The sequence below is a fragment of the Blautia faecicola genome (assembly GCF_004123145.1).
Taxonomy (GTDB): domain Bacteria; phylum Bacillota; class Clostridia; order Lachnospirales; family Lachnospiraceae; genus Oliverpabstia; species Oliverpabstia faecicola.
Window position 1 is genome coordinate 592,020 of the sequence record NZ_SDKC01000001.1, and the last position, 18,267, is coordinate 610,286.

An 18,267-nucleotide genomic window follows, 5' to 3' on the forward strand; every position below is an offset into this window, starting at 1 on the left:
CCTATTCACCTCCCTTCAGGGCAGTGTGGGCTGCCATGGCAGGCTTCTTTTGGACAGACTCGTCCCCTGGACTTATGGACAGTTCGAAGCGGTAAGCAGCGTTCCCGTAGGGGCAGATAATATTTAGAGTATATTGATTTAATATATCTTTGCAGGCTGATAAGGGAGATAATATATAGCGGGTTTTGGAACAGTGGCAGCATGGAATCCCTTGTGAATCCAATAGCTCTGCGACTTTTTGCACGATATATTTCATATGCGAATCCGGAACGCAGGAATCATTTTTTGAAACGGTAATTTGTGTATCCATGACAGTTTCTGAAACTGTGGCGGAACCAGATTCTTCCACAGTAATTTCTTCAGGTATATGGATTGGCAGTTGCATCTTCATGGCGATTTCCTCCTTGTCAATCATTACATCGCTGATGTTGAACATTACGGACAGGTAATTGTTGAGATAAATTACGCTTCCGTGTTTTCCTGTAAATGAGATGAGTGTGATGTATTCTTTTTCCTCCAGTTTCTTCAGAAGTCGGGAGACCGATGCCTTTGACAGTCCCCAACGGTCGCCCAGTGAATGAAAACTGGTAAGGGGATTGCCAGTATTGTTCCGGTAATATACAACCGGACCGGAATCCGAACCCTGTACGGTGGCATCGTTGTAGACAGCATGAATCCAAAGATCTAAAAGAATATCCATCTCCGAGCATTTCCCTATGCCAATTAGTTCGTGAACTTTGGCAATCGGGAAAAAGAAAAACCCTGTATCTTTTTTACAGGGATAGTTATATTCCAATATGGTGTTGTCTTTAGGCCAGTCGGTTATTTTGAATTTGACCAGCTTGTTTTTGCCAAGGAGAGAATAGGTAATATAATTCTGTTCTTCAAAAAACTTGAGGATAGATAATACCTGATGCTGGAAGCGGCAGCGGAACCAATTCTGAAGATCTGTGACGGAGCAGATCCATTCTCCGGGACCGACTGTGTAGGTGATGTGTTCCATCCGGCGATAGGATGTCCGATAATTTGCATAGGAGCATAAAACCAGATAGTAAAAAAGAAAAGAGCCTCCGGTGGTTCGGATGCTCTTCGTTGTGATTAGTGTTTGTATGAAGTCACGGTAAATGCGACAGCGTGGAAATTCCACGATTTGTTTGAGTTCTAATTGGTAATTCATATTGATAATTCCTTTCGTATAACACAGTTTTTATTTAGGTATCAAGTTAGAAGCTATCTAAAATTATCGGAGAATAGAGATAGGCTTCATTGCATTTTTATTGCATTTTAAAAATTTCTTTTATTTGTTTATAGCGCTTCAAATTGTTCCAAAACGCCTAAAATTCAGCAATCTTTGTTAATACCCCGTACTGTCAGTCTGGAGTTTGAATAATCCACACAACCACAAGAAACCAGTATTTATGCGGGTTGCAAGCAAATTTGCTTAGTGATTGGCAACAAAATGGCAACATTTTGTGATTATTCAAGAGATAGAAATTTTATTTCATAACGTATATAAAGAAACCTTACTGATTTTCAGAAGTAAAAAACTGAATATCGGTAAGGTTTTTCTATTCTCTTCTTTTATTTTTCTTTTTTAGTCAATTCTTTTACGAGGTAATCACTCAGCTCCTGAGATGGTACCTTGGCACGTTTCTGGTAAGTATCCAGTTCCGGGTACTTATATCTCCATTCATCATATTCTTCCTTGCTGATTTCATCGTTTTCCAGTTTGTCAGATTGTTCCATCCATGCACGAAACATTTCATCGACAGATGAGCCGGGAGCAGATATGGAAGAGTCAAGGCAGAGATGAGGTTGTCCATCTACATTTTTTACCTTCAGACCATACATATCTTCCAGTGCAAATAGTGTATGCATCAGACCTATGTGAGTATCAATATCTGGAACTGTTAAGGCATGAGTATTGATATCAAAGATCTGAGACATTTGTTTTACAAGATCAATCTTAGGAACTCTGGCTTCAGATTCATACTGAGCCATGCGGACATCTGAGGTTTTTCCCATGAATCCCAGTTGTTCTCCGAGTTGCTTTTGTGTCATGCCTTTGCGGTTGCGAAAAAATTTGATACGTTGTCCGATTGCCATTCTTGTTTGCCTCCTTATAGTGGTCATTCGTGTTGCCGTAATTAATTGTGATAGAAAATAAAACAATTCTGTTTAGGTTCAGTATAGCATGAGCAATTTTGGATAGCAAGAAGAACTTAAACAAAAAAATTTAATGTCCTCATAAAATCGCTTGACTTAAATTAAAATGTTTAGTATCATGCAAATGTAGTAACTTAAACAAAATGCGTTAAGATAGAAAGGAGAGATGAGATGTGACGAACAGAACTTTTATGACAGTAGAAGAAGTTGCAGCGGAACTGGGAGTTTCCAAGTCTTATGCTTATAAGATTGTCAAACAGTTAAATGATGAATTACAGAAGCTGGGTTATCTTACGGTAGCTGGCAGAGTAAACACCAATTATTTCCGCAAAAAAGTATGTTACAGCGAAGTGTAAGAGAGAGGAGAATTTGTATGAGTATTTACAAAGATAATGTCACTGGGAAGTGGCGAGTGGTTTATCGGTATACCGACTGGACAGGGAAAACGAAACAGACTTCAAAACGAGGATTTCCTACGAAGCGAGAAGCGCAGATGTGGGAACACGAACAAATGTTAAAGCATGATGCAAAACTGGATATGACTTTCGCAAGTTTTTATGAAATCTATGTAGAAGATAAAAAGGAACGAATTCGGGATAACACATGGGGAACTAAGAATAATATTGCCAGAACAAAAATTCTTCCATACTTTGGGGAGAGAAAGATTGCAGAAATTGAACCAAAAGATGTGATTGCATGGCAGAATCATTTGCTTGCATTTAAGAGAGCGAATGGAAAAGGGTATTCTGCTTCATATCTGCGGAAAATCCACAGCCAGTTAAGTGCCATTTTCAATCATGCGGTTGATTTTTATCATTTGCCTTCTAATCCGGCACAGAAAGCTGGAAATATAGCAATAGAGGAATATAAGGAAATGTTGTTCTGGACGAAAGAAGAGTATTTGAAATTTGCAGATGTGATGATGGATAAACCAGTTTCTTACTACGCTTTTGAAATGCTTTACTGGTGTGGTATCCGTGAAGGAGAGTTGCTTGCCCTGACACCAGCGGATTTTGACTTTACAACGCATACACTACGAATTAACAAATCATATCAAAGATTAAACCGGGAAGATGTGATTACCCCACCAAAGACATTTAAAAGTAACAGATTTATCAAGATGCCACAATTTATATGTGATGAGATGCAGGATTATATGGGAATGCTTTACGGTCTGAAGGAAGACGAAAGAATTTTCAAAATTTCCAAATCGTATCTGCATCATGAAATGAACAGAGGATCAAAAGTGTCTGGGGTAAAGCGAATTCGTGTGCATGATTTGCGACATTCCCATGTATCGTTATTGATCAATATGGGATTTACGGTATTAGCAATTGCAGACCGAATGGGACATGAGAGCATTGATATCACTTACCGATATGCGCATCTGTTTCCAAGTGAGCAGACACAGATGGCAGAACAGTTGGATATTGAAAGGATGGAAAAATTAAATGGAGAAAAATCTGGACAGTAAAGGAAGATGGAGAAACAAAATCGTAGCATTCCGGGTATCCCCGGAAGAGGCAGAGCAAATTGATGCATGTGTCCGATTGTCAGGACTTAGCAAGCAGGACTATATCACAAAACGATTAACTGATCGAGAAATTGTGGTACAAGGAAATCCAAGAGTGTATAAAGCATTGCGAAATCAGATGGCAGAGATTTATGAAGAATTGAAGCGTCTGGAAAAATGCAGTGAGGAAAACGAAGAGTTGCTGAGTACCCTGAGATTGGTCGCAGAGACATTGTATGGATTGAAAGGGGAAAATGAATGACAGCAAAAGAAAAAATGACTGCTCCGATTGCATCTGTTGGCACAGATGTGGAACAGCCATCAAGTAATAGATTAACCAACCAAAGTATAGCAGATTTGCCCGGTAAGGGCAATCTGCAAGCCACAAATAATGCGGAAAATACAGCAAAATCAGCAAATAAAAAGAATCCAGATGATCTGGAAACAGTTTCTATGATGGAATTATACGATACCGCATATCCACCAAAACTGCCAATTGTAGATAGACTTCTGTATAACGGAACTTACCTGTTTGTCGGTTCACCGAAAATTGGAAAATCATTCTTTATGGCACAGATCGGGTATCACATCAGTAAGGGACTTCCATTGTGGGGCTTTTCAGTCAGACAGGGAACGGTTCTGTATCTGGCGTTGGAAGATGATTATGCAAGGTTGCAAAAGCGGTTATCACAGATGTTTGGAATGGAAGGCAGTGAGAATTTCTATTTCGCTACAAAATCTAAATCGCTCAATGACGGACTGGAAAGACAGCTTGTAACATTTGTGACGGAGCATAAAGATGCAAGACTGATTATCATTGATACTCTTCAGAAGGTTCGAGAGGTCGGTGGAGATAAATTCAGTTATGCCAGCGATTACGAGATTGTAACAAAGCTGAAAGCATTCAGTGATAAATATGGCATCTGTTTTCTGGTTGTGCATCATACAAGGAAAATGGAATCTTCTGATAGTTTTGATATGATTTCTGGCACGAATGGATTGCTTGGAGCTGCGGATGGAGCATTCGTCATGCAGAAAGAAAAACGGACAGATAATAAGGCAGTTCTGGAAGTGGCAGGGCGAGACCAGCAGGATCAGAAATTGTGGCTGAACTTTAACCGTGAGAGATGTGTCTGAGAACTTACCAAGACAGAGACAGAACTTTGGAAAGAACCAGAAGATCCAGTGTTGGAAAAAATCAAAGAACTTGTAACAGAAACTACGCCAGAGTGGGCAGGAACAGCAACAGAGCTTGTGGAAGTATTGCAGGTGGAAATGCAGCCGAACGCATTATCACGAAAATTAAATGTCAGCCTGGAACGATTGATTCTGGAATATGGAATCCAGTATAAAGCGGAGCGGGGACATGATGGAAGAAAGATCAGATTAGCCTTTGTTGGAAAACAAGCGTGACGGTATGTGACGGTTGTGACGGTATTTTATATAGCGTGACGGTAGCGAAAATATCGTCACTATCGTCACGGAAAGAAAATTACAGGTACAGATACCAAAAGATTTATTACTGGCATTGTTCCAGTATCATCTTGCCGGGAACGAGGAATATCTGCCGGAGATAGAAAAAGCATTGATGGAAAAATTAGACAGTATGGTAAAACGTCAGTTATATACAACATTCAAAACAGCACCAACCGAGGAAGAACGGGAAAAGGCAAGACAAGAGTATTTGGATAAGTGTGGAATGCATGAGAACTTTCGTTGGTAAAGATTCTGCTTGATGACCTTATGACAGGAGCGTGCCACGCACCTGTAAATAGCAGACAAAGAGAAGGTTTGTAAGGTGTAGCCGGTAGTTGATTGGCGAAGAAAAAACTTTTCAAAAGGGGGCCCTGATTCAGGGCGTCCCTGCGGAAATGATAAATGAAGGGAGAATGACACCATGAGAGAAGGAAGATTAGGTTACAACAGTTATAACAAAAGATATGGATTATTGTCATCAGACTTATGGATTGATCCAGGATTTCACTGTGGAGAATGTCTGGAAGTTCTAGTTGATGATCAGTGGGTAAAGACACGAATGGAAATGAATCTGGCGAGAGAATGGTATTTGGTTGGAACACCGTATTGTGGAGATCTGGAGTATGTACGGGCAAGGATACGGGAATAAAGCAGACAGGAAGAGTAATAGTCGGTTTGTTGTTAGTGAAAAAAACAAGCCCGGATACGGGCAGAAAAAGAGAGCGGATACGCCCAAAATGAAAAGCGAAAGCCAAGTTGTGGTAGATGTAAGAAGCATCTCACAAAGCCCTCGGCGTTTGAGAGCGAAATACACCCATCGCACAAATCAAAGATTTGTACTCAGGATATTTCGCCCTGCCGGGAGCTGTTCTGCCGACAGGCGGATAGTTCGTAAACGGATGCCGGTGCATCCACTCACAAATGATATGGCAGAATTTATTTTGCCGAAGACAAGGAGGAAGTGCCTATCGGAAGAAATTCATTTATTCAAATGACAAAACTAAGCAATGTAAAAGGCAGGATCACTTATATATCCAGTCACGCAAAACAGGAAAATCTTTATGCAGTTTATGAAACCACAGAACGGAAATTTTGGCGGGAACTTGCAAAATGTAATCAGGAAGAATTTGTAAAAAGCGGGACAGAAGGAAAATGTATTGAGGCAAGAGAATTGATTATTGCTTTGCCAGAGAGTTTTACAGAATATCAGCCAGACAGATTGTTGCAACTTTTTACAAATCATTTTAAACAGAATTATGGAACAGAGTGTATTGCTGCTTTGCACCACAATAAAAGAAAGACTAATTATCACATTCATTTGATATTTGCAGAACGGAAGCTACTGGATGAACCAATCATTAAGATTGCCAGTAGAAATATGTTTTATGATGAACATGGAAAACATGTCCGAACCAAGAAAGAGATATTAGGAGAAGATGGTGGGATCCGAGAACGCTGCAGTATTGTGAAGAAAGGAGAAGTCTATGAGAAGAAGCTGTTTACTGCGAAAGATGAACGCTTCAAGTGCAATTCATTTCTGGATGAGGTAAAGCATTCTTATACAGATTTAATCAATATTTATGTGCAGGACGAGAAACAGAAACTACAGGTATTTGAGCGTGGCAGAGTTTATCTTGCAACAAAGAAAATCGGAAAAAATAATCCGAAGGCACAGGAAATAGAAGCAGATAACCAAAAACGCCGGGAATGGAACAGAGCTGTTGATATGGCATTGATTAGTGGAGTGCCGGAACCGAAGATAATGGAAGTGAAGCGAAAAGAAATCACGGAACCAATCATGGAATCAATTGCCCGGCGTGGAAACAGACCACGATTATTTTTCAGAGTTGTAACAGTGGCTGTTGAGGCATTGGAGTTTTTGATAGCAAGTGTGCTTTTTAAAAAACCCAGGGAAGTGCCAAAACAGACAGAGCAAACGGAAGCAGAACACCCAGAGCATGTTGCTGAAAATAGCATGGAAGCAGTCAAGACAACAAAAGAAGAAAAGGCAGAACCGGAACAACCTAAAATGACGAGGCTTGCATCAAAGTATCCGAAACTATTTAAAGTGAATCAAGAACTGGAAGATCAAAACGATGCAATTCAACAGAAACCAAAACAGCTTTCTGCAAAGAAGAAAGAACTGTCAGAGGTCACGGGATGGTTTAAAGGGAGAAAGAAAAAAGAATTGCAGAAAGAAATTGATGAACTGAAAAGCCAGATCAGAGATATGAAAGATTACCTTCCAAGGATTGTGCAGAAGATCGGTTATAGAAGTGTACAGGATTTTTTAAAAGATTTTAAGGCTTCTCAAACTGAGTATAGCGAGTATCGAACTGCAATAGCAAAATGGAAGAAAGAAACTGGCAAAGAGCCAGTAGCACATGGTATTAGGGCGAAGCTGGCAGAAAAGAAACAAGAAATACAGAATGAACAGAAAAATAAACAGCATACCCGTAGTCAGAACAAAGATCGGGGAGCAAGATAGGAGGACAATCATGGAGAAACACATTATGGGAGAAAATGGAATCAGTTATACTTTAGGAGAGGACGGTCTGTATTATCCAGACCTGTACCTCCCGGAAGAGACAGAGTATCCGATTGGAAAGTATGGAATGCTGAGAAAGTCATATTTGCAGGAGCATCGGAAAGGATTATATCTGGAGTTGGTGCTTGCAGGGAAGTTAAATGAGCACTTGCATCTGATTGATGAGGAGTGTAATCAGATGATGGACAGACTGGTGGAGCAGATGAAAGAAAAGCAGGGAGTAACAGAAGAATTGAAGATGCAGGATCAGATGGCATGGGTTGGGAAAATGAATAATATCCGGGCATGTGCGGAGGAGATTGTGATTCATGAGATTATAATCAATTAGATTTAAAGAGATAGCACTTAATTCAGAAATATAAAAAAATAGATATTATATCTATAAAAATAGATATAGTATCTATTTTTATGGACGCATTGTTGACGGAGGAAAGAAATAATGTTATACTAAACAGAACGTATATTCGAAAGATAAAGAGAGAGGTAAAAGATGGCAATTTCATATAACGGACTGTGGAAAATTCTAATTGATAATGGAATGAAAAAAGGGGATTTAAAACGAAGAACAGGGATTAGCAGTGGAACAATTGCTAAAATGACAAATGGGGAAGCAGTAACTTTGACAGTTTTAGAAAAGATATGTAATGAATTTAATTGTGATATTGGTGATTTGGTTGAAATTGACACTTTTAAAGAGAAAAAAGTAGGGGAGGAAAAGGATGGAAAACGATAGATTACTTAAACTTGTAGAAGCTTATCAGAAACACTTTAAACAATACAACAGACCAGATTACAATGAGACAGAAGTTCGTAATGATTTTGTGAATCCATTTTTTGAAATATTAGGATGGGATGTGCAAAACAAAAAGAATTTGCCGCAACATTTAAGAGAAGTAAAACATGAAGCATCGGTTTTTGTAGAAGAAAATGGTAAACAAGTAAAAAAGAAGCCTGATTATGAATTTCATGTGGGATCTACACCATACTTTTTTTTAGAAACTAAAAAACCTAATGTAGATATTATGGCAAGTAAAGAAGCGGCATTTCAAACTAGACGATATGGTTGGAATGGAAATCTTGAAATATCTGTATTATCGAATTTTACGGATTTGGTTATCTATGATACATCAGTAAGACCGAATGAGAATGATAAACCTTCAGTTGCGCAAGTTGCTCATTTCCATTTTACAGAATATGTAGATAAATTTGATGAGATATCTAGATTGGTTTCATATGAGACTGTAATTTCAGGAGCCTTTGAAAAAACCTTTGAAAATATATCTAGTTCATTAAAGAAAGAACCATTTGATAAATATTTTTTATCACAAATAAAAGAATGGAGATTGGTATTAAGCGAGGATATTGTTAAAAATAATTCTACGATTAATCAGGAAACATTAAACATTTTTGTTCAGAAATTGATTAACCGAATTGTATTTTTGAGAATATGTGAAGATAGGGAATTAGAAAAATATGAAAGCCTTAAAAATATAGGTACATATGCAGAGCTGAAAAAGGTATTTACAGCGGCAGATAAAAAGTATGATTCTGGTTTATTTGAACTGATTGATGGGGAACAATTTGAAATATCTGATAGTATACTTGTGGATATTTTTAAAGAATTGTATTATCCAAATAGTTGCTACGAGTTTAGCATAGTTGATCCATTTATTATCGGTCAAATTTATGAATTATTTTTGGAAGAAGAAATAGTAATTAAAGATGGAATTGTGGTTGCAGAAAGAAAACCAGAGATTGTGGATTCTCAGGGCGTAGTAAATACGCCTAAAAATATTGCAGATATTATTGTGAAAACCACATTGACACCATTATTTTCTGATGAAAAATTTACGGAATGGGATAGCTATAGAATAGCAGATATTTGCTGTGGTTCCGGAAACTTTTTGCTTTCTGCATATGAATTTATTATAAATCGTTATATTGAATATTATATGAAAAATTGTTTAGATATGGCGATACAAAAAGGATTACTTATTAGTGATGTAGGAAATAACTTTAAGTTGTCATATGAAAAAAAGAGAGAGATTTTACAGAATAATATATGGGGAGTAGATATTGATATTTTGGCGGTAGAAGTTGCTAAGTTTAGTTTGCTTATAAAACTTATAGAAGATAGCTCTCTATATGAAATGGAAAGTTTTGTAAAAAACAATAACTGTCGGATTTTACCTAGTTTAGATAACAATATTAAAAATGGCAATAGTCTTGTAGACGAAAAATACATAGAGTTTAACTCTAATATATTGAATGATCCGGAAATGGTTGAAAAAATTAAAATATTCAATTGGGAAAACGAATTTGAAGGAGAAAAATTCGATGCAATTGTAGGAAATCCTCCATATATTCGGGTTCAGAATATGGTGCATTTTTCTGAAAATGAATATGAATATTATAAATCTGAAGTTTCAAAATATGAAACGGCAAAATCAGATTTATTGGATAAATATTTTTTATTTATGGAAAAAGGACTGCAATTATTGAAACCAAAAGGGAAAATGGGATATATTATTCCGCATAAATTTATGCTTATCAAGTCTGGTGCTTCTTTACGAAAATTGTTATCAGAGAAAAAATGTGTTAAACAAATAATTCACTTTGGAACAGAACAGGTTTTTAAGGGAAGAAGTACGTATACGTGCTTATTATTTGTTGAAAAAAATGAGAGGAAGACATTTGAGATTGGTTTTGTTAAAGATATTAATAAATTTTATGCAACAGAATCAGCTGAAATGAAAGAATATCCTATCGAGTATCTTAGTGCAGCACCTTGGACTTTTTTATCCAATGAAATAGTGCGAACTTTGGAAAAGAAGAAAGGGAAATGTCAGTCGTTAGATTCATTAGCTGATATTTTTGTAGGTTTGCAAACAAGTGCAGATCCAATATATATTATTGAACCAAAATCAGAGGAAAAAGGGATTATAAAATTTATTGATTGCAACGGAAGAAAACAAGAAATTGAAGCTGCAATTACTAAACCGTGTATTTATGATATGCAATTAGAAAAATATGCAAAAATTGAGGAAAATAGAAGAATTATTTTTCCGTATTATCAGAAGGGAAAGAAACAGGTATTATATTCAATAGATGAAATGAAACAATTATTCCCTAAGACATTGAAATATTTTGAATCCTTTAAAGAAGAGCTGTGTAAGCGGAGCATCAATAACATGTCAGAGAATAATTGGTATCAATTTGGTAGAAGCCAAAGTTTAAAGAGATTTGTAAAAGGTGAACATTTAGTTTGGTCAGTTTTGGCAACTCAGGGAAATTATGTATATGATACTAGAACAATTTGTTTTACCGGTGGAGGAAATGGGCCATTCTATGGATTAGAAAAGAAAGAAGATACAAAAGAATCATTGTTTTACATTCAGGCAGTACTAAATTATTGGATGATAGAAATGGTTGTAAAGAGCAAAGCAAGTAAGTTTCGAGGTGACTATTATTCACATGGAAAACAATTTGTTGCGCAGTTACCAATCTATAGAATAAACTTTGATGATTCAAATGAAGTGAAAATCCATGATGCGATAGTCGATACGGTTAAGAACCTTATGGAATTAAAAAATAAGAGGGATCAACAACAGACAAAACCTCAAAAAGAAACATATAAGAGATTAATTCAAATAGAGGATAAGAAATTGGATGGGTTAATTTCAAAATTATATGGAGCTGAGAATTGTAGACGAGAGGATTTAGATGAAGAGTAAAAAAAGTTTTGATAAGCTGCGTGGGGGATATTATACCCCACAGGCTATTACGGAATTTATTTGTAAGTGGATAATAAATAAAAACACAAAAAAAATATTAGAACCCAGTTGTGGTGATGGGAATTTTTTAAAAGCTATAGTAGAAAGAATAGAAAATCTTAATTTAAATTTAGATATTACAACTGATATTACAGGAGTAGAATTATGTCTTGATGAAGCGAGAAAAGCAATGAAATATGGTACGAATGTAGAATGTCAAGATTTCTTTGCATTTTATAGAGATAAGGTTGCGGGAAAAAGTGATTATGATGCAATTGTGGGAAATCCACCATTTATCCGTTACCAAGATTTTGATGAAAAATCGAGAGAAATTGCGTTTTCCTATATGAAGGAAAATGGATTTCATCCGACGAAATTAACTAATATTTGGTTACCTTTTTTGGTCCTATCGTGTTTGGCATTAAGTGAAAATGGAAGATTAGGGATGGTCATTCCAGCAGAACTATTTCAAGTAAATTACGCAGGAGAAACGAGAGAATTTCTAGCACGATATTTTGACAGATTAACATTAATTACTTTTCAGAAATTAGTTTTTGAAGAGATTCAACAAGAAGTGATTTTGTTATTAGGAGAGAAAAAATCTGAGGATAAGGGAATTCAGGTAATTGAATTAAGTGATTTGGATGATTTAAAAGAGCTTGATCTTAATAATTTCTACAACTATGAAATAAAAGAACTTAATCATAGTACAGAAAAATGGATTAAATATTATTTGACAAACAAGGAAATAAAATTAATTAGGCGATTAAGAGAGTGTGAAAAGATACCGTTTACCACAGAGTTATTCGAAATAAATGTGGGATTAGTAAGCGGAGAAAATGCATTCTTTTTGTTGAACAGGAATACAGTTGATGAGTATCAACTTGCTAATTCGACTCGTATGGTTATTGGGAGAACAGAGCAATTAAAAGGTGTTATTTTGTCAGAACGTGATTTTAAGACATTGATTGAAAATGGGAAAAAAGTATATATGTTTATGCCTAAAAATTTGCCTTTTTCAGAACTTAGTAAAGCAGAACAAGAGTACATTAATTATGGTGTAGAACAAGGATATAATAAAGGATATAAATGCCGAATAAGAAAAAATTGGTATTGTGTTCCGCAATCTTGGGAGCCAGATGCCTTTATTTTAAGACAGGTTAATCGTTATCCGCGAATTATATTGAATCATGTAAAGGCTGTAAGCACAGATACAATTCATAAAGTACGTTTCTTAGATGGAGTTAATCCTGAGTTTGTAGCAGCAGCTTTTTTAAACTCTTTTACATTGGCATTGGCAGAAATAACAGGAAGAAGTTATGGTGGTGGAGTATTAACATTTGAACCAGGAGAAATACGTCAGTTAAAAATTCCGATGAAGAATGCAGAAAAGCTAGATGTTAATAAAATAGACAAACTAATTCGAGATGACAGGATTGACGAAGTATTGGATTATACAGATCAGATATTGCTGATAGAAGGCTTAGGATTAACAAAATATGAAGTTGGTACATTAAGAAATATATGGACAAAATTAAGTGAACGTCGGATTGGAAGAAAGGAAAAAAGAATTTCGTAATATTAAAAGTTGTAATGGGGGATGTTAAATGAACAAGCTTAATATAGAGTTGACAAATTGTTTTGGAATTGACTCATTAAATCATGAATTTGATTTTGGAAAAGGCAATACATTTTCTATATATGCAAGAAATGGTCTTATGAAGACATCATTTGCAAAAACTTTTCAATTAATTCAGCAAGGAAAAAAGGAAAATATTTCAGATGCTATATTTGGTGAGCCAGGATCAGCGATAGTGCAAATTGATGGGCAAGATATAGAAAAGAAACAGGTGTTTGTTGTAAAATCTTATGAGAGTTCTTACGAATCAGATATTTCTTCATTGTTGATAAAAGGAGATATTCAAACACAGTTAAAAGATGTTTTTAAAGTTCGCACAAAATTACTGAAAGCTTTGGAAAAGGATTCTGGACTTAAAATAAAAAGAACATCTCTGGGAAAAACTGTATACGAACTGGAACCAACAATTGTGAAAGATTTTGATTTTAATGAAAAAGATATTCTTTCTAATTTAATGGAACTTGCTTCCTATGAACCAGAAATAGAATGTAGTGATATTCCGTACTCCGTAATTTTTGATGATACAGTTTTGAAAAAAATTAAAGACACGAAATTTCAAGAAGGCATACGTGATTTTATTACTTCTTCAGATGAAATATATTCTTCATTTGAATATTTGGAAAAAGGAAATCTTACGTTGCCAAAACTTAAGGATTTGAAAAAATCTTTAGTAAAAGATGCTTTTTTTGTTAAACAAAATAAAGTAATACTTTCTGGACAGGATGCTATTACTAATTCAGAAGCATTAGAACAGCACATATCAAATATTGAAACTAAAATTCAACAAACACCAGCATATAAAGCGATAGAAAATTTGCTTAATGATTCTAAGGGAATTGTATTGAAGGATATTATAGAAACTAATCCAGAAATTATAGGATTTCTTGCATTAGATAAGTTGCAGACATTGAAGAAATGTTTGTGGGGATCTTATATTAGACATAATAGTATATTGTTTGAAGAATTATGTGATAAGTATAATGACTTCTCAGAAGCGATAGATGCACTTGAAATTGACGATACGCCATGGAAAAAGGCATTAGACATATTTAATCAACGTTTTACGGTTCCGTTTATGATGAACGTTGTTAATTTGAAAGGTGCTATTATAGGAGAAAGTGTACCACAAGTTGAATTTTCGTTTAAAAAAGGAGATACTGTAAAAACAATTGATAGAAGTAAGCTTGAAAAATTAGATACGCTCAGTCAAGGGGAGAAAAGGGCACTTTATTTACTGAACATTATTTTTGATATTGAGCAGATAAAAAATACAGGGGAAGAAACATTACTTGTTATTGATGATATTGCAGATTCATTTGATTACAAAAATAAATATGCAATTATAGAGTATTTATATGAACTAGCTCAAGTATCGAATATTTATATGTTGATTTTAACCCATAATTTTGATTTTTATCGTACAGTTGCAAGTAGATTATCGGTTAATAGAAGTAATCGTCTCATTGCAGATTATTCTAATGATGTATTGAAATTAGAAGTAGAATATTATCAGGACAAACCATTCAAAAATTGGAAAAATAATCCTAAAGAAAAAGATATTTTTGCGTTACTACCATTTGTAAGGAATTTGATAGAATATGGTGTAGATCAAAATATTTCACATACAGGAGAGGATTTCTTATTCTTAACTTCTTTATTACATGAAAAACAAGATTCTCGGAGAATTACTTTTGGAGATATTGAACCGTTATATAAACATTACGCAGGAGTAACACAATTTGATGCATCGGTTGGAACTGATGTCGTAGTTTTAAGCAAGTTATATTCAGTATGTGACGATATTACAACATCTGACACTAAATTGGAAAATAAAATAGTATTATCTATTGGTATACGACATAAAGCGGAAGAGTATATAATTCAACAGATTCATAATTATACAGGCCAGCTATCATGGAGAAAAAATAAACAAAATTATAGAGGAACAAATGTGGAATTTATGAATTTTGTGCAGAATAATGGGAATCAAACTCGAGAACTTTTTAATGGATACAAACAATTTGGAGATGCTGATAAAATTAAAATACTAAATGAAGTAAATATAATGACACCAGAACATATTCACGTAAATTCATTTATGTATGAACCGATATTGGATATGGATATTGTTGAATTACATAGATTATATCACACAATAAAAAATTTGATATAAAACACTTTTGAAGAAAGGCGGTGTAAAATATATATTTGTATGATATAATTATCCATTATTGAATGGAGATGAATCACATGGCAAAGTTACAGCCAATTTCTAATATTACATTTTCGCAAAATTTACTTCAGCCATGGGGGAAGACTTGGCTTGATACTGTTTCGTCAACTGTTGGCAAGGCTAAAAATGCTAATTGTTTTGATAGAAAGCAGGCTATGGACTTTGGAAAGGCTCTTGATCCAATTGTGGGGGATGCTATTGCACAGATGCTTGGTGGCATTCCAGTGAAAGCACCATTAAGTCAAAATGCCTTATTACCGCCTGTTGCAGATTGTGTTGAGGTCGGTGATACAAGAATTATAGGCGGAGTACGTCCACAGAATTTTGATATGGCATATAGACCGGATGGGGTTCGGATTGCATATGATAGTAAAACTCTAAATGATGCGAAGAGTATAAAAAAGAATTGGCAAAATATGATTAATGATATTGCGGCTGAGGCTACAACATTACATACGCGTTTTAGATATGCGTTGGCTTTATTTTTAGTTGTTATTCCGGAACAAGCTTTAAATGACAGTCAGGCAGAAGGAATTATTCATACATTAGAGAGAATGAATGAACGTTTTGGTGTTGATGAAGAGAATCATAAGGCTGAATCAATTGCTCTTGTAGTGTGGGATGCCGTGACTGGAAGAATTAGTAACACTATACCAGATATAGACTCAAGCTTACGAATTGAAAAGTATGCGCAACGAATTGAAGAGGTTTATACGTCTAGATATAAAGGATTACCGCCACATAATTAAATACATGAAAAGTATTTATTTTGTAAATAATATAAATGGATAAGTTAGATTTATGGTTCCTTATTCAGATTTATCTGGATACATTACTTGTGGAGAAACCGTAGAAATAAATTCACTGGATGCAAGAATATGGCTTGAAATAGTACTAGAAGATGTAGAGAATTATGAGCAGGATAGTTTTGAAGATTATTCAGGACAGTTAAAACTAAGCTTTCGAAAAAAGTGTAGGGATGATGAAAATGAATTTATAGTCCATAAAAAATAAAATTGTACTATTTAATAGTGGAGGGATAACGCTGATTGTCAAGGTAGTTGTCAGTAAAAATTTATATTTTTTGTTCGTGCAGGTTATCAGATATTGTTCTGTACCTGACGTGAGTATCAATAAATGATCTAATTTATTGGCAATCACGTCAGGCACAGAACCCTGCTTGAGCGCTAGCATTTTGAATGAATTGATTTTTATGATACAGCAGTCTTTTCAGCTTCTGTTTCAAGCTGCTCCGGCATCTTATCCGGATTCAGATACACTGTATCTGGAAGACTCCAGTCACGGGTTGCACGTCCATTCCAACGTTCTGGATGCTCTGCTTTGGCAGCTTCGTAGACCTCTTTGCGTTTGGCCAGTATCTTATCAGACAAGCCGCTGCGGCGCTGGTATGGAGTAAGAAACTTCAACCCACTGTGATGGTGATCGTGGTTATACCACTTTACAAACAGGCTGACCCATTCCCGTGCCTCTTCCAGTGTTCCAAATCCTTTGGGCTGATAATTCGGACGATACTTCAGCGTTTTGAATAGGCTTTCGGCGTATGGATTATCATTGCTCACACGCGGTCTGCTGTTTGAAGGGGTGATTCCAAGCTGATACAGTGTCGCCAGCATTGTTGCCCCTTTCATGGGTGAGCCGTTATCAGAATGTAACACTAACGGTTCTGTAGTGAGCCGGCCTTGTTTCAGACAGATCCTTTTGATCAAGCTGCTGGCACAGTCTGCACTTTCTTCTTCGTAGACTTCCCAGCCAACGATACTACGGTCATAAAGGTCTGAAAAAAGGTACAGGTAATAAAACATCCCTTTATGTGGTCCATTCAGATAAGTGATATCCCACATATACACCTGATTCGGAGCTGTTGCGCTGTATGTAGATGGACGGTTGTGTTTTGGTGCTTCGCTGCGTCCACGATGATTTAACATTTTTTCTTCCCGCAATACACGGTAAAAGGTTGATTCAGAGGCAACATAAATCCCCTCATCGGCTAATGCAGGAACGATCTCACATGGTGCCATGCTTGCGTATTCTGGCCTGTTACAGATACTTATGATCTCCCGGCGTATCTCTGCCGATATCTTATTTGCAGGATCCGAGTGATCTGCTGAAGGACGTCCATCCCCATAGGAATCCGTATCTGTCTTTCGTTTTTTCCAACGGTAGAAAGTCCGTTCCGTGATCCCGAGACGGTCACATGCCTTTTTGCAGGTAGCCCCCGATGCAATGGCCTCATCGATCAGCAGTACAGCAGTTTCGCGGTCTGGGGCGCTGATCATTCGTCCTCTGGATCCCCCCAGATCGCATTTGCTTTTTTTGACAGTACAAGTAAAGCTGCCGCTTCCGCAAGAGCTTTTTCCTTGCGCTGTAATTCTTTTTCAAGTTTTCTGCGTTCTTTTTCAGAATCCTTGAGTTCACGGTTAAGCCGGGAAGCTTCCTTCGCGATACCGCCATTTGCATTCATGCAGGCATCTTTCCAGGCTTTGATCTGTTCAATATAAAGTCCTTTTTTACGGGCATACTCAGCAAGTTCCGTCTCATTCATGCTTGCTGTTTCAACGACAACTAAAAATTTGTCCTGTGTGCTCCAGTCGTCAGGGACAGCATCTGTACCAGGAGCGGCATAACCTTCCTTTCTGGCTTTATCCCGCCAGTTACGAAGTGTCTGTTCAGAGATACCTTCTTCCCTGGAAATCTTGGTAATGGATTCATTGTTTGGTGGAAGCATCCTTCTAAGGAGTGCATCCTTTAATTCTGGACTATAGTTCATAGTGAAAGCTCCTTCCTGTGATGGCTCTATACTACCACAAAAGTAATTATCTTTCACTGACAACTATCCTAACACACAGGGTTTTGCTTTATCCTTGATTGAACATATTATGATAATACTCGACGATATTC

At 36.2% G+C, this 18,267-nt stretch carries 16 protein-coding genes and 1 pseudogene; 14 read left to right on the plus strand and 3 right to left on the minus strand.

Annotated features, from left to right (window positions below; all coding sequences use genetic code 11):
* Nucleotide 1: 1 nt before the first annotated feature.
* Both ETP43_RS02670 and ETP43_RS02675 read right to left on the minus strand, forming a co-directional pair.
* Nucleotides 2–1,177 (minus strand): MarR family transcriptional regulator, encoded by a 1,176-nt coding sequence (locus ETP43_RS02670; RefSeq protein WP_243114165.1) that lies wholly within the window; start codon nt 1,175–1,177, stop codon nt 2–4.
* A gap of 404 nt (nt 1,178–1,581) precedes the next feature.
* Nucleotides 1,582–2,106, minus strand: coding sequence for a helix-turn-helix domain-containing protein (locus tag ETP43_RS02675; protein WP_117787659.1), 525 nt, complete (start codon nt 2,104–2,106; stop codon nt 1,582–1,584).
* A 233-nt stretch (nt 2,107–2,339) separates the two neighbouring features.
* Between ETP43_RS02675 and ETP43_RS02680 the strand changes: the two genes are divergently transcribed.
* The 14 genes and pseudogenes from ETP43_RS02680 (at nt 2,340) to ETP43_RS02745 (ending at nt 16,362) form a co-directional block, all read left to right on the plus strand.
* On the plus strand, nt 2,340–2,522 hold the full coding sequence (locus ETP43_RS02680; RefSeq protein ID WP_026650251.1) for a helix-turn-helix domain-containing protein: 183 nt from the start codon (nt 2,340–2,342) through the stop codon (nt 2,520–2,522).
* A 17-nt stretch (nt 2,523–2,539) separates the two neighbouring features.
* Nucleotides 2,540–3,640, plus strand: coding sequence for a site-specific integrase (locus ETP43_RS02685; protein ID WP_129256958.1), 1,101 nt, complete (start codon nt 2,540–2,542; stop codon nt 3,638–3,640).
* A complete protein-coding gene (locus ETP43_RS02690) occupies nt 3,618–3,941 on the plus strand; it encodes a plasmid mobilization protein (RefSeq protein WP_005340449.1) in 324 nt (107 codons plus the stop codon). The genes ETP43_RS02685 and ETP43_RS02690 overlap by 23 nt, the downstream gene beginning before the upstream one ends.
* Nucleotides 3,938–5,092 (plus strand): annotated as a pseudogene (locus tag ETP43_RS02695) (AAA family ATPase). The gene ETP43_RS02690 and the pseudogene ETP43_RS02695 overlap by 4 nt, the downstream one beginning before the upstream one ends.
* Nucleotides 5,093–5,207: 115 nt before the next feature.
* On the plus strand, nt 5,208–5,402 hold the full coding sequence (locus ETP43_RS02700; RefSeq protein WP_243114166.1) for a complexin-2: 195 nt from the start codon (nt 5,208–5,210) through the stop codon (nt 5,400–5,402).
* A 174-nt stretch (nt 5,403–5,576) separates the two neighbouring features.
* Nucleotides 5,577–5,804, plus strand: a complete 228-nt coding sequence (locus ETP43_RS02705; RefSeq protein ID WP_087272793.1) for a DUF5348 domain-containing protein — start codon at nt 5,577–5,579, stop codon at nt 5,802–5,804.
* Nucleotides 5,805–6,146: 342 nt separating this feature from the next.
* Nucleotides 6,147–7,643 (plus strand): coiled-coil domain-containing protein, encoded by a 1,497-nt coding sequence (locus ETP43_RS02710; protein ID WP_181951931.1) that lies wholly within the window; start codon nt 6,147–6,149, stop codon nt 7,641–7,643.
* Between the two features lie 10 nt (nt 7,644–7,653).
* Entirely contained in the window at nt 7,654–8,031 is a 378-nt protein-coding gene (locus tag ETP43_RS02715; RefSeq protein WP_117675616.1) for a TnpV protein, read from the plus strand.
* 162 nt (nt 8,032–8,193) lie between these two features.
* Nucleotides 8,194–8,436, plus strand: a complete 243-nt coding sequence (locus tag ETP43_RS02720) for a helix-turn-helix domain-containing protein (protein WP_117499436.1) — start codon at nt 8,194–8,196, stop codon at nt 8,434–8,436.
* Nucleotides 8,423–11,437, plus strand: coding sequence for an Eco57I restriction-modification methylase domain-containing protein (locus tag ETP43_RS02725; RefSeq protein WP_129256960.1), 3,015 nt, complete (start codon nt 8,423–8,425; stop codon nt 11,435–11,437). The genes ETP43_RS02720 and ETP43_RS02725 overlap by 14 nt, the downstream gene beginning before the upstream one ends.
* Entirely contained in the window at nt 11,427–13,055 is a 1,629-nt protein-coding gene (locus ETP43_RS02730) for an N-6 DNA methylase (RefSeq protein ID WP_117557632.1), read from the plus strand. Before ETP43_RS02725 ends, ETP43_RS02730 begins: the two co-directional genes overlap by 11 nt.
* Nucleotides 13,056–13,083: 28 nt before the next feature.
* Nucleotides 13,084–15,288 carry a hypothetical protein gene (locus ETP43_RS02735; RefSeq protein ID WP_117557631.1) on the plus strand — a complete coding sequence of 735 codons (2,205 nt, stop codon included), beginning with the start codon at nt 13,084–13,086 and terminating at the stop codon, nt 15,286–15,288.
* Nucleotides 15,289–15,365: 77 nt separating this feature from the next.
* Nucleotides 15,366–16,097, plus strand: coding sequence for a hypothetical protein (locus ETP43_RS02740; RefSeq protein WP_129256961.1), 732 nt, complete (start codon nt 15,366–15,368; stop codon nt 16,095–16,097).
* Between the two features lie 52 nt (nt 16,098–16,149).
* Nucleotides 16,150–16,362, plus strand: coding sequence for a hypothetical protein (locus ETP43_RS02745; protein WP_129256962.1), 213 nt, complete (start codon nt 16,150–16,152; stop codon nt 16,360–16,362).
* A 197-nt stretch (nt 16,363–16,559) separates the two neighbouring features.
* On the opposite strand, the gene ETP43_RS02750 is transcribed toward ETP43_RS02745, so the two are convergent.
* Nucleotides 16,560–18,136 (minus strand): IS3 family transposase gene (locus ETP43_RS02750; protein WP_408608685.1). Its coding sequence is split into 2 segments (ribosomal slippage): nt 16,560–17,674 and nt 17,674–18,136, totalling 1,578 coding nucleotides; the frame shifts between segments, so codons are not numbered across the junction.
* Nucleotides 18,137–18,267 lie beyond the last annotated feature (131 nt).

What these genes read in the sequence shown, in the direction of transcription:
- ETP43_RS02670 (WP_243114165.1), bottom strand. Translation starts at nt 1,177, where the DNA reads ATGAATTACCAATTAGAACTCAAACAAATCGTGGAATTTCCACGCTGT.
- ETP43_RS02675 (WP_117787659.1), bottom strand. Translation starts at nt 2,106, where the DNA reads ATGGCAATCGGACAACGTATCAAATTTTTTCGCAACCGCAAAGGCATG.
- ETP43_RS02685 (WP_129256958.1), top strand. Translation starts at nt 2,540, where the DNA reads ATGAGTATTTACAAAGATAATGTCACTGGGAAGTGGCGAGTGGTTTAT.
- ETP43_RS02690 (WP_005340449.1), top strand. Translation starts at nt 3,618, where the DNA reads ATGGAGAAAAATCTGGACAGTAAAGGAAGATGGAGAAACAAAATCGTA.
- ETP43_RS02705 (WP_087272793.1), top strand. Translation starts at nt 5,577, where the DNA reads ATGAGAGAAGGAAGATTAGGTTACAACAGTTATAACAAAAGATATGGA.
- ETP43_RS02710 (WP_181951931.1), top strand. Translation starts at nt 6,147, where the DNA reads ATGACAAAACTAAGCAATGTAAAAGGCAGGATCACTTATATATCCAGT.
- ETP43_RS02715 (WP_117675616.1), top strand. Translation starts at nt 7,654, where the DNA reads ATGGAGAAACACATTATGGGAGAAAATGGAATCAGTTATACTTTAGGA.
- ETP43_RS02720 (WP_117499436.1), top strand. Translation starts at nt 8,194, where the DNA reads ATGGCAATTTCATATAACGGACTGTGGAAAATTCTAATTGATAATGGA.
- ETP43_RS02725 (WP_129256960.1), top strand. Translation starts at nt 8,423, where the DNA reads ATGGAAAACGATAGATTACTTAAACTTGTAGAAGCTTATCAGAAACAC.
- ETP43_RS02730 (WP_117557632.1), top strand. Translation starts at nt 11,427, where the DNA reads ATGAAGAGTAAAAAAAGTTTTGATAAGCTGCGTGGGGGATATTATACC.
- ETP43_RS02735 (WP_117557631.1), top strand. Translation starts at nt 13,084, where the DNA reads ATGAACAAGCTTAATATAGAGTTGACAAATTGTTTTGGAATTGACTCA.
- ETP43_RS02740 (WP_129256961.1), top strand. Translation starts at nt 15,366, where the DNA reads ATGGCAAAGTTACAGCCAATTTCTAATATTACATTTTCGCAAAATTTA.
- ETP43_RS02745 (WP_129256962.1), top strand. Translation starts at nt 16,150, where the DNA reads ATGGTTCCTTATTCAGATTTATCTGGATACATTACTTGTGGAGAAACC.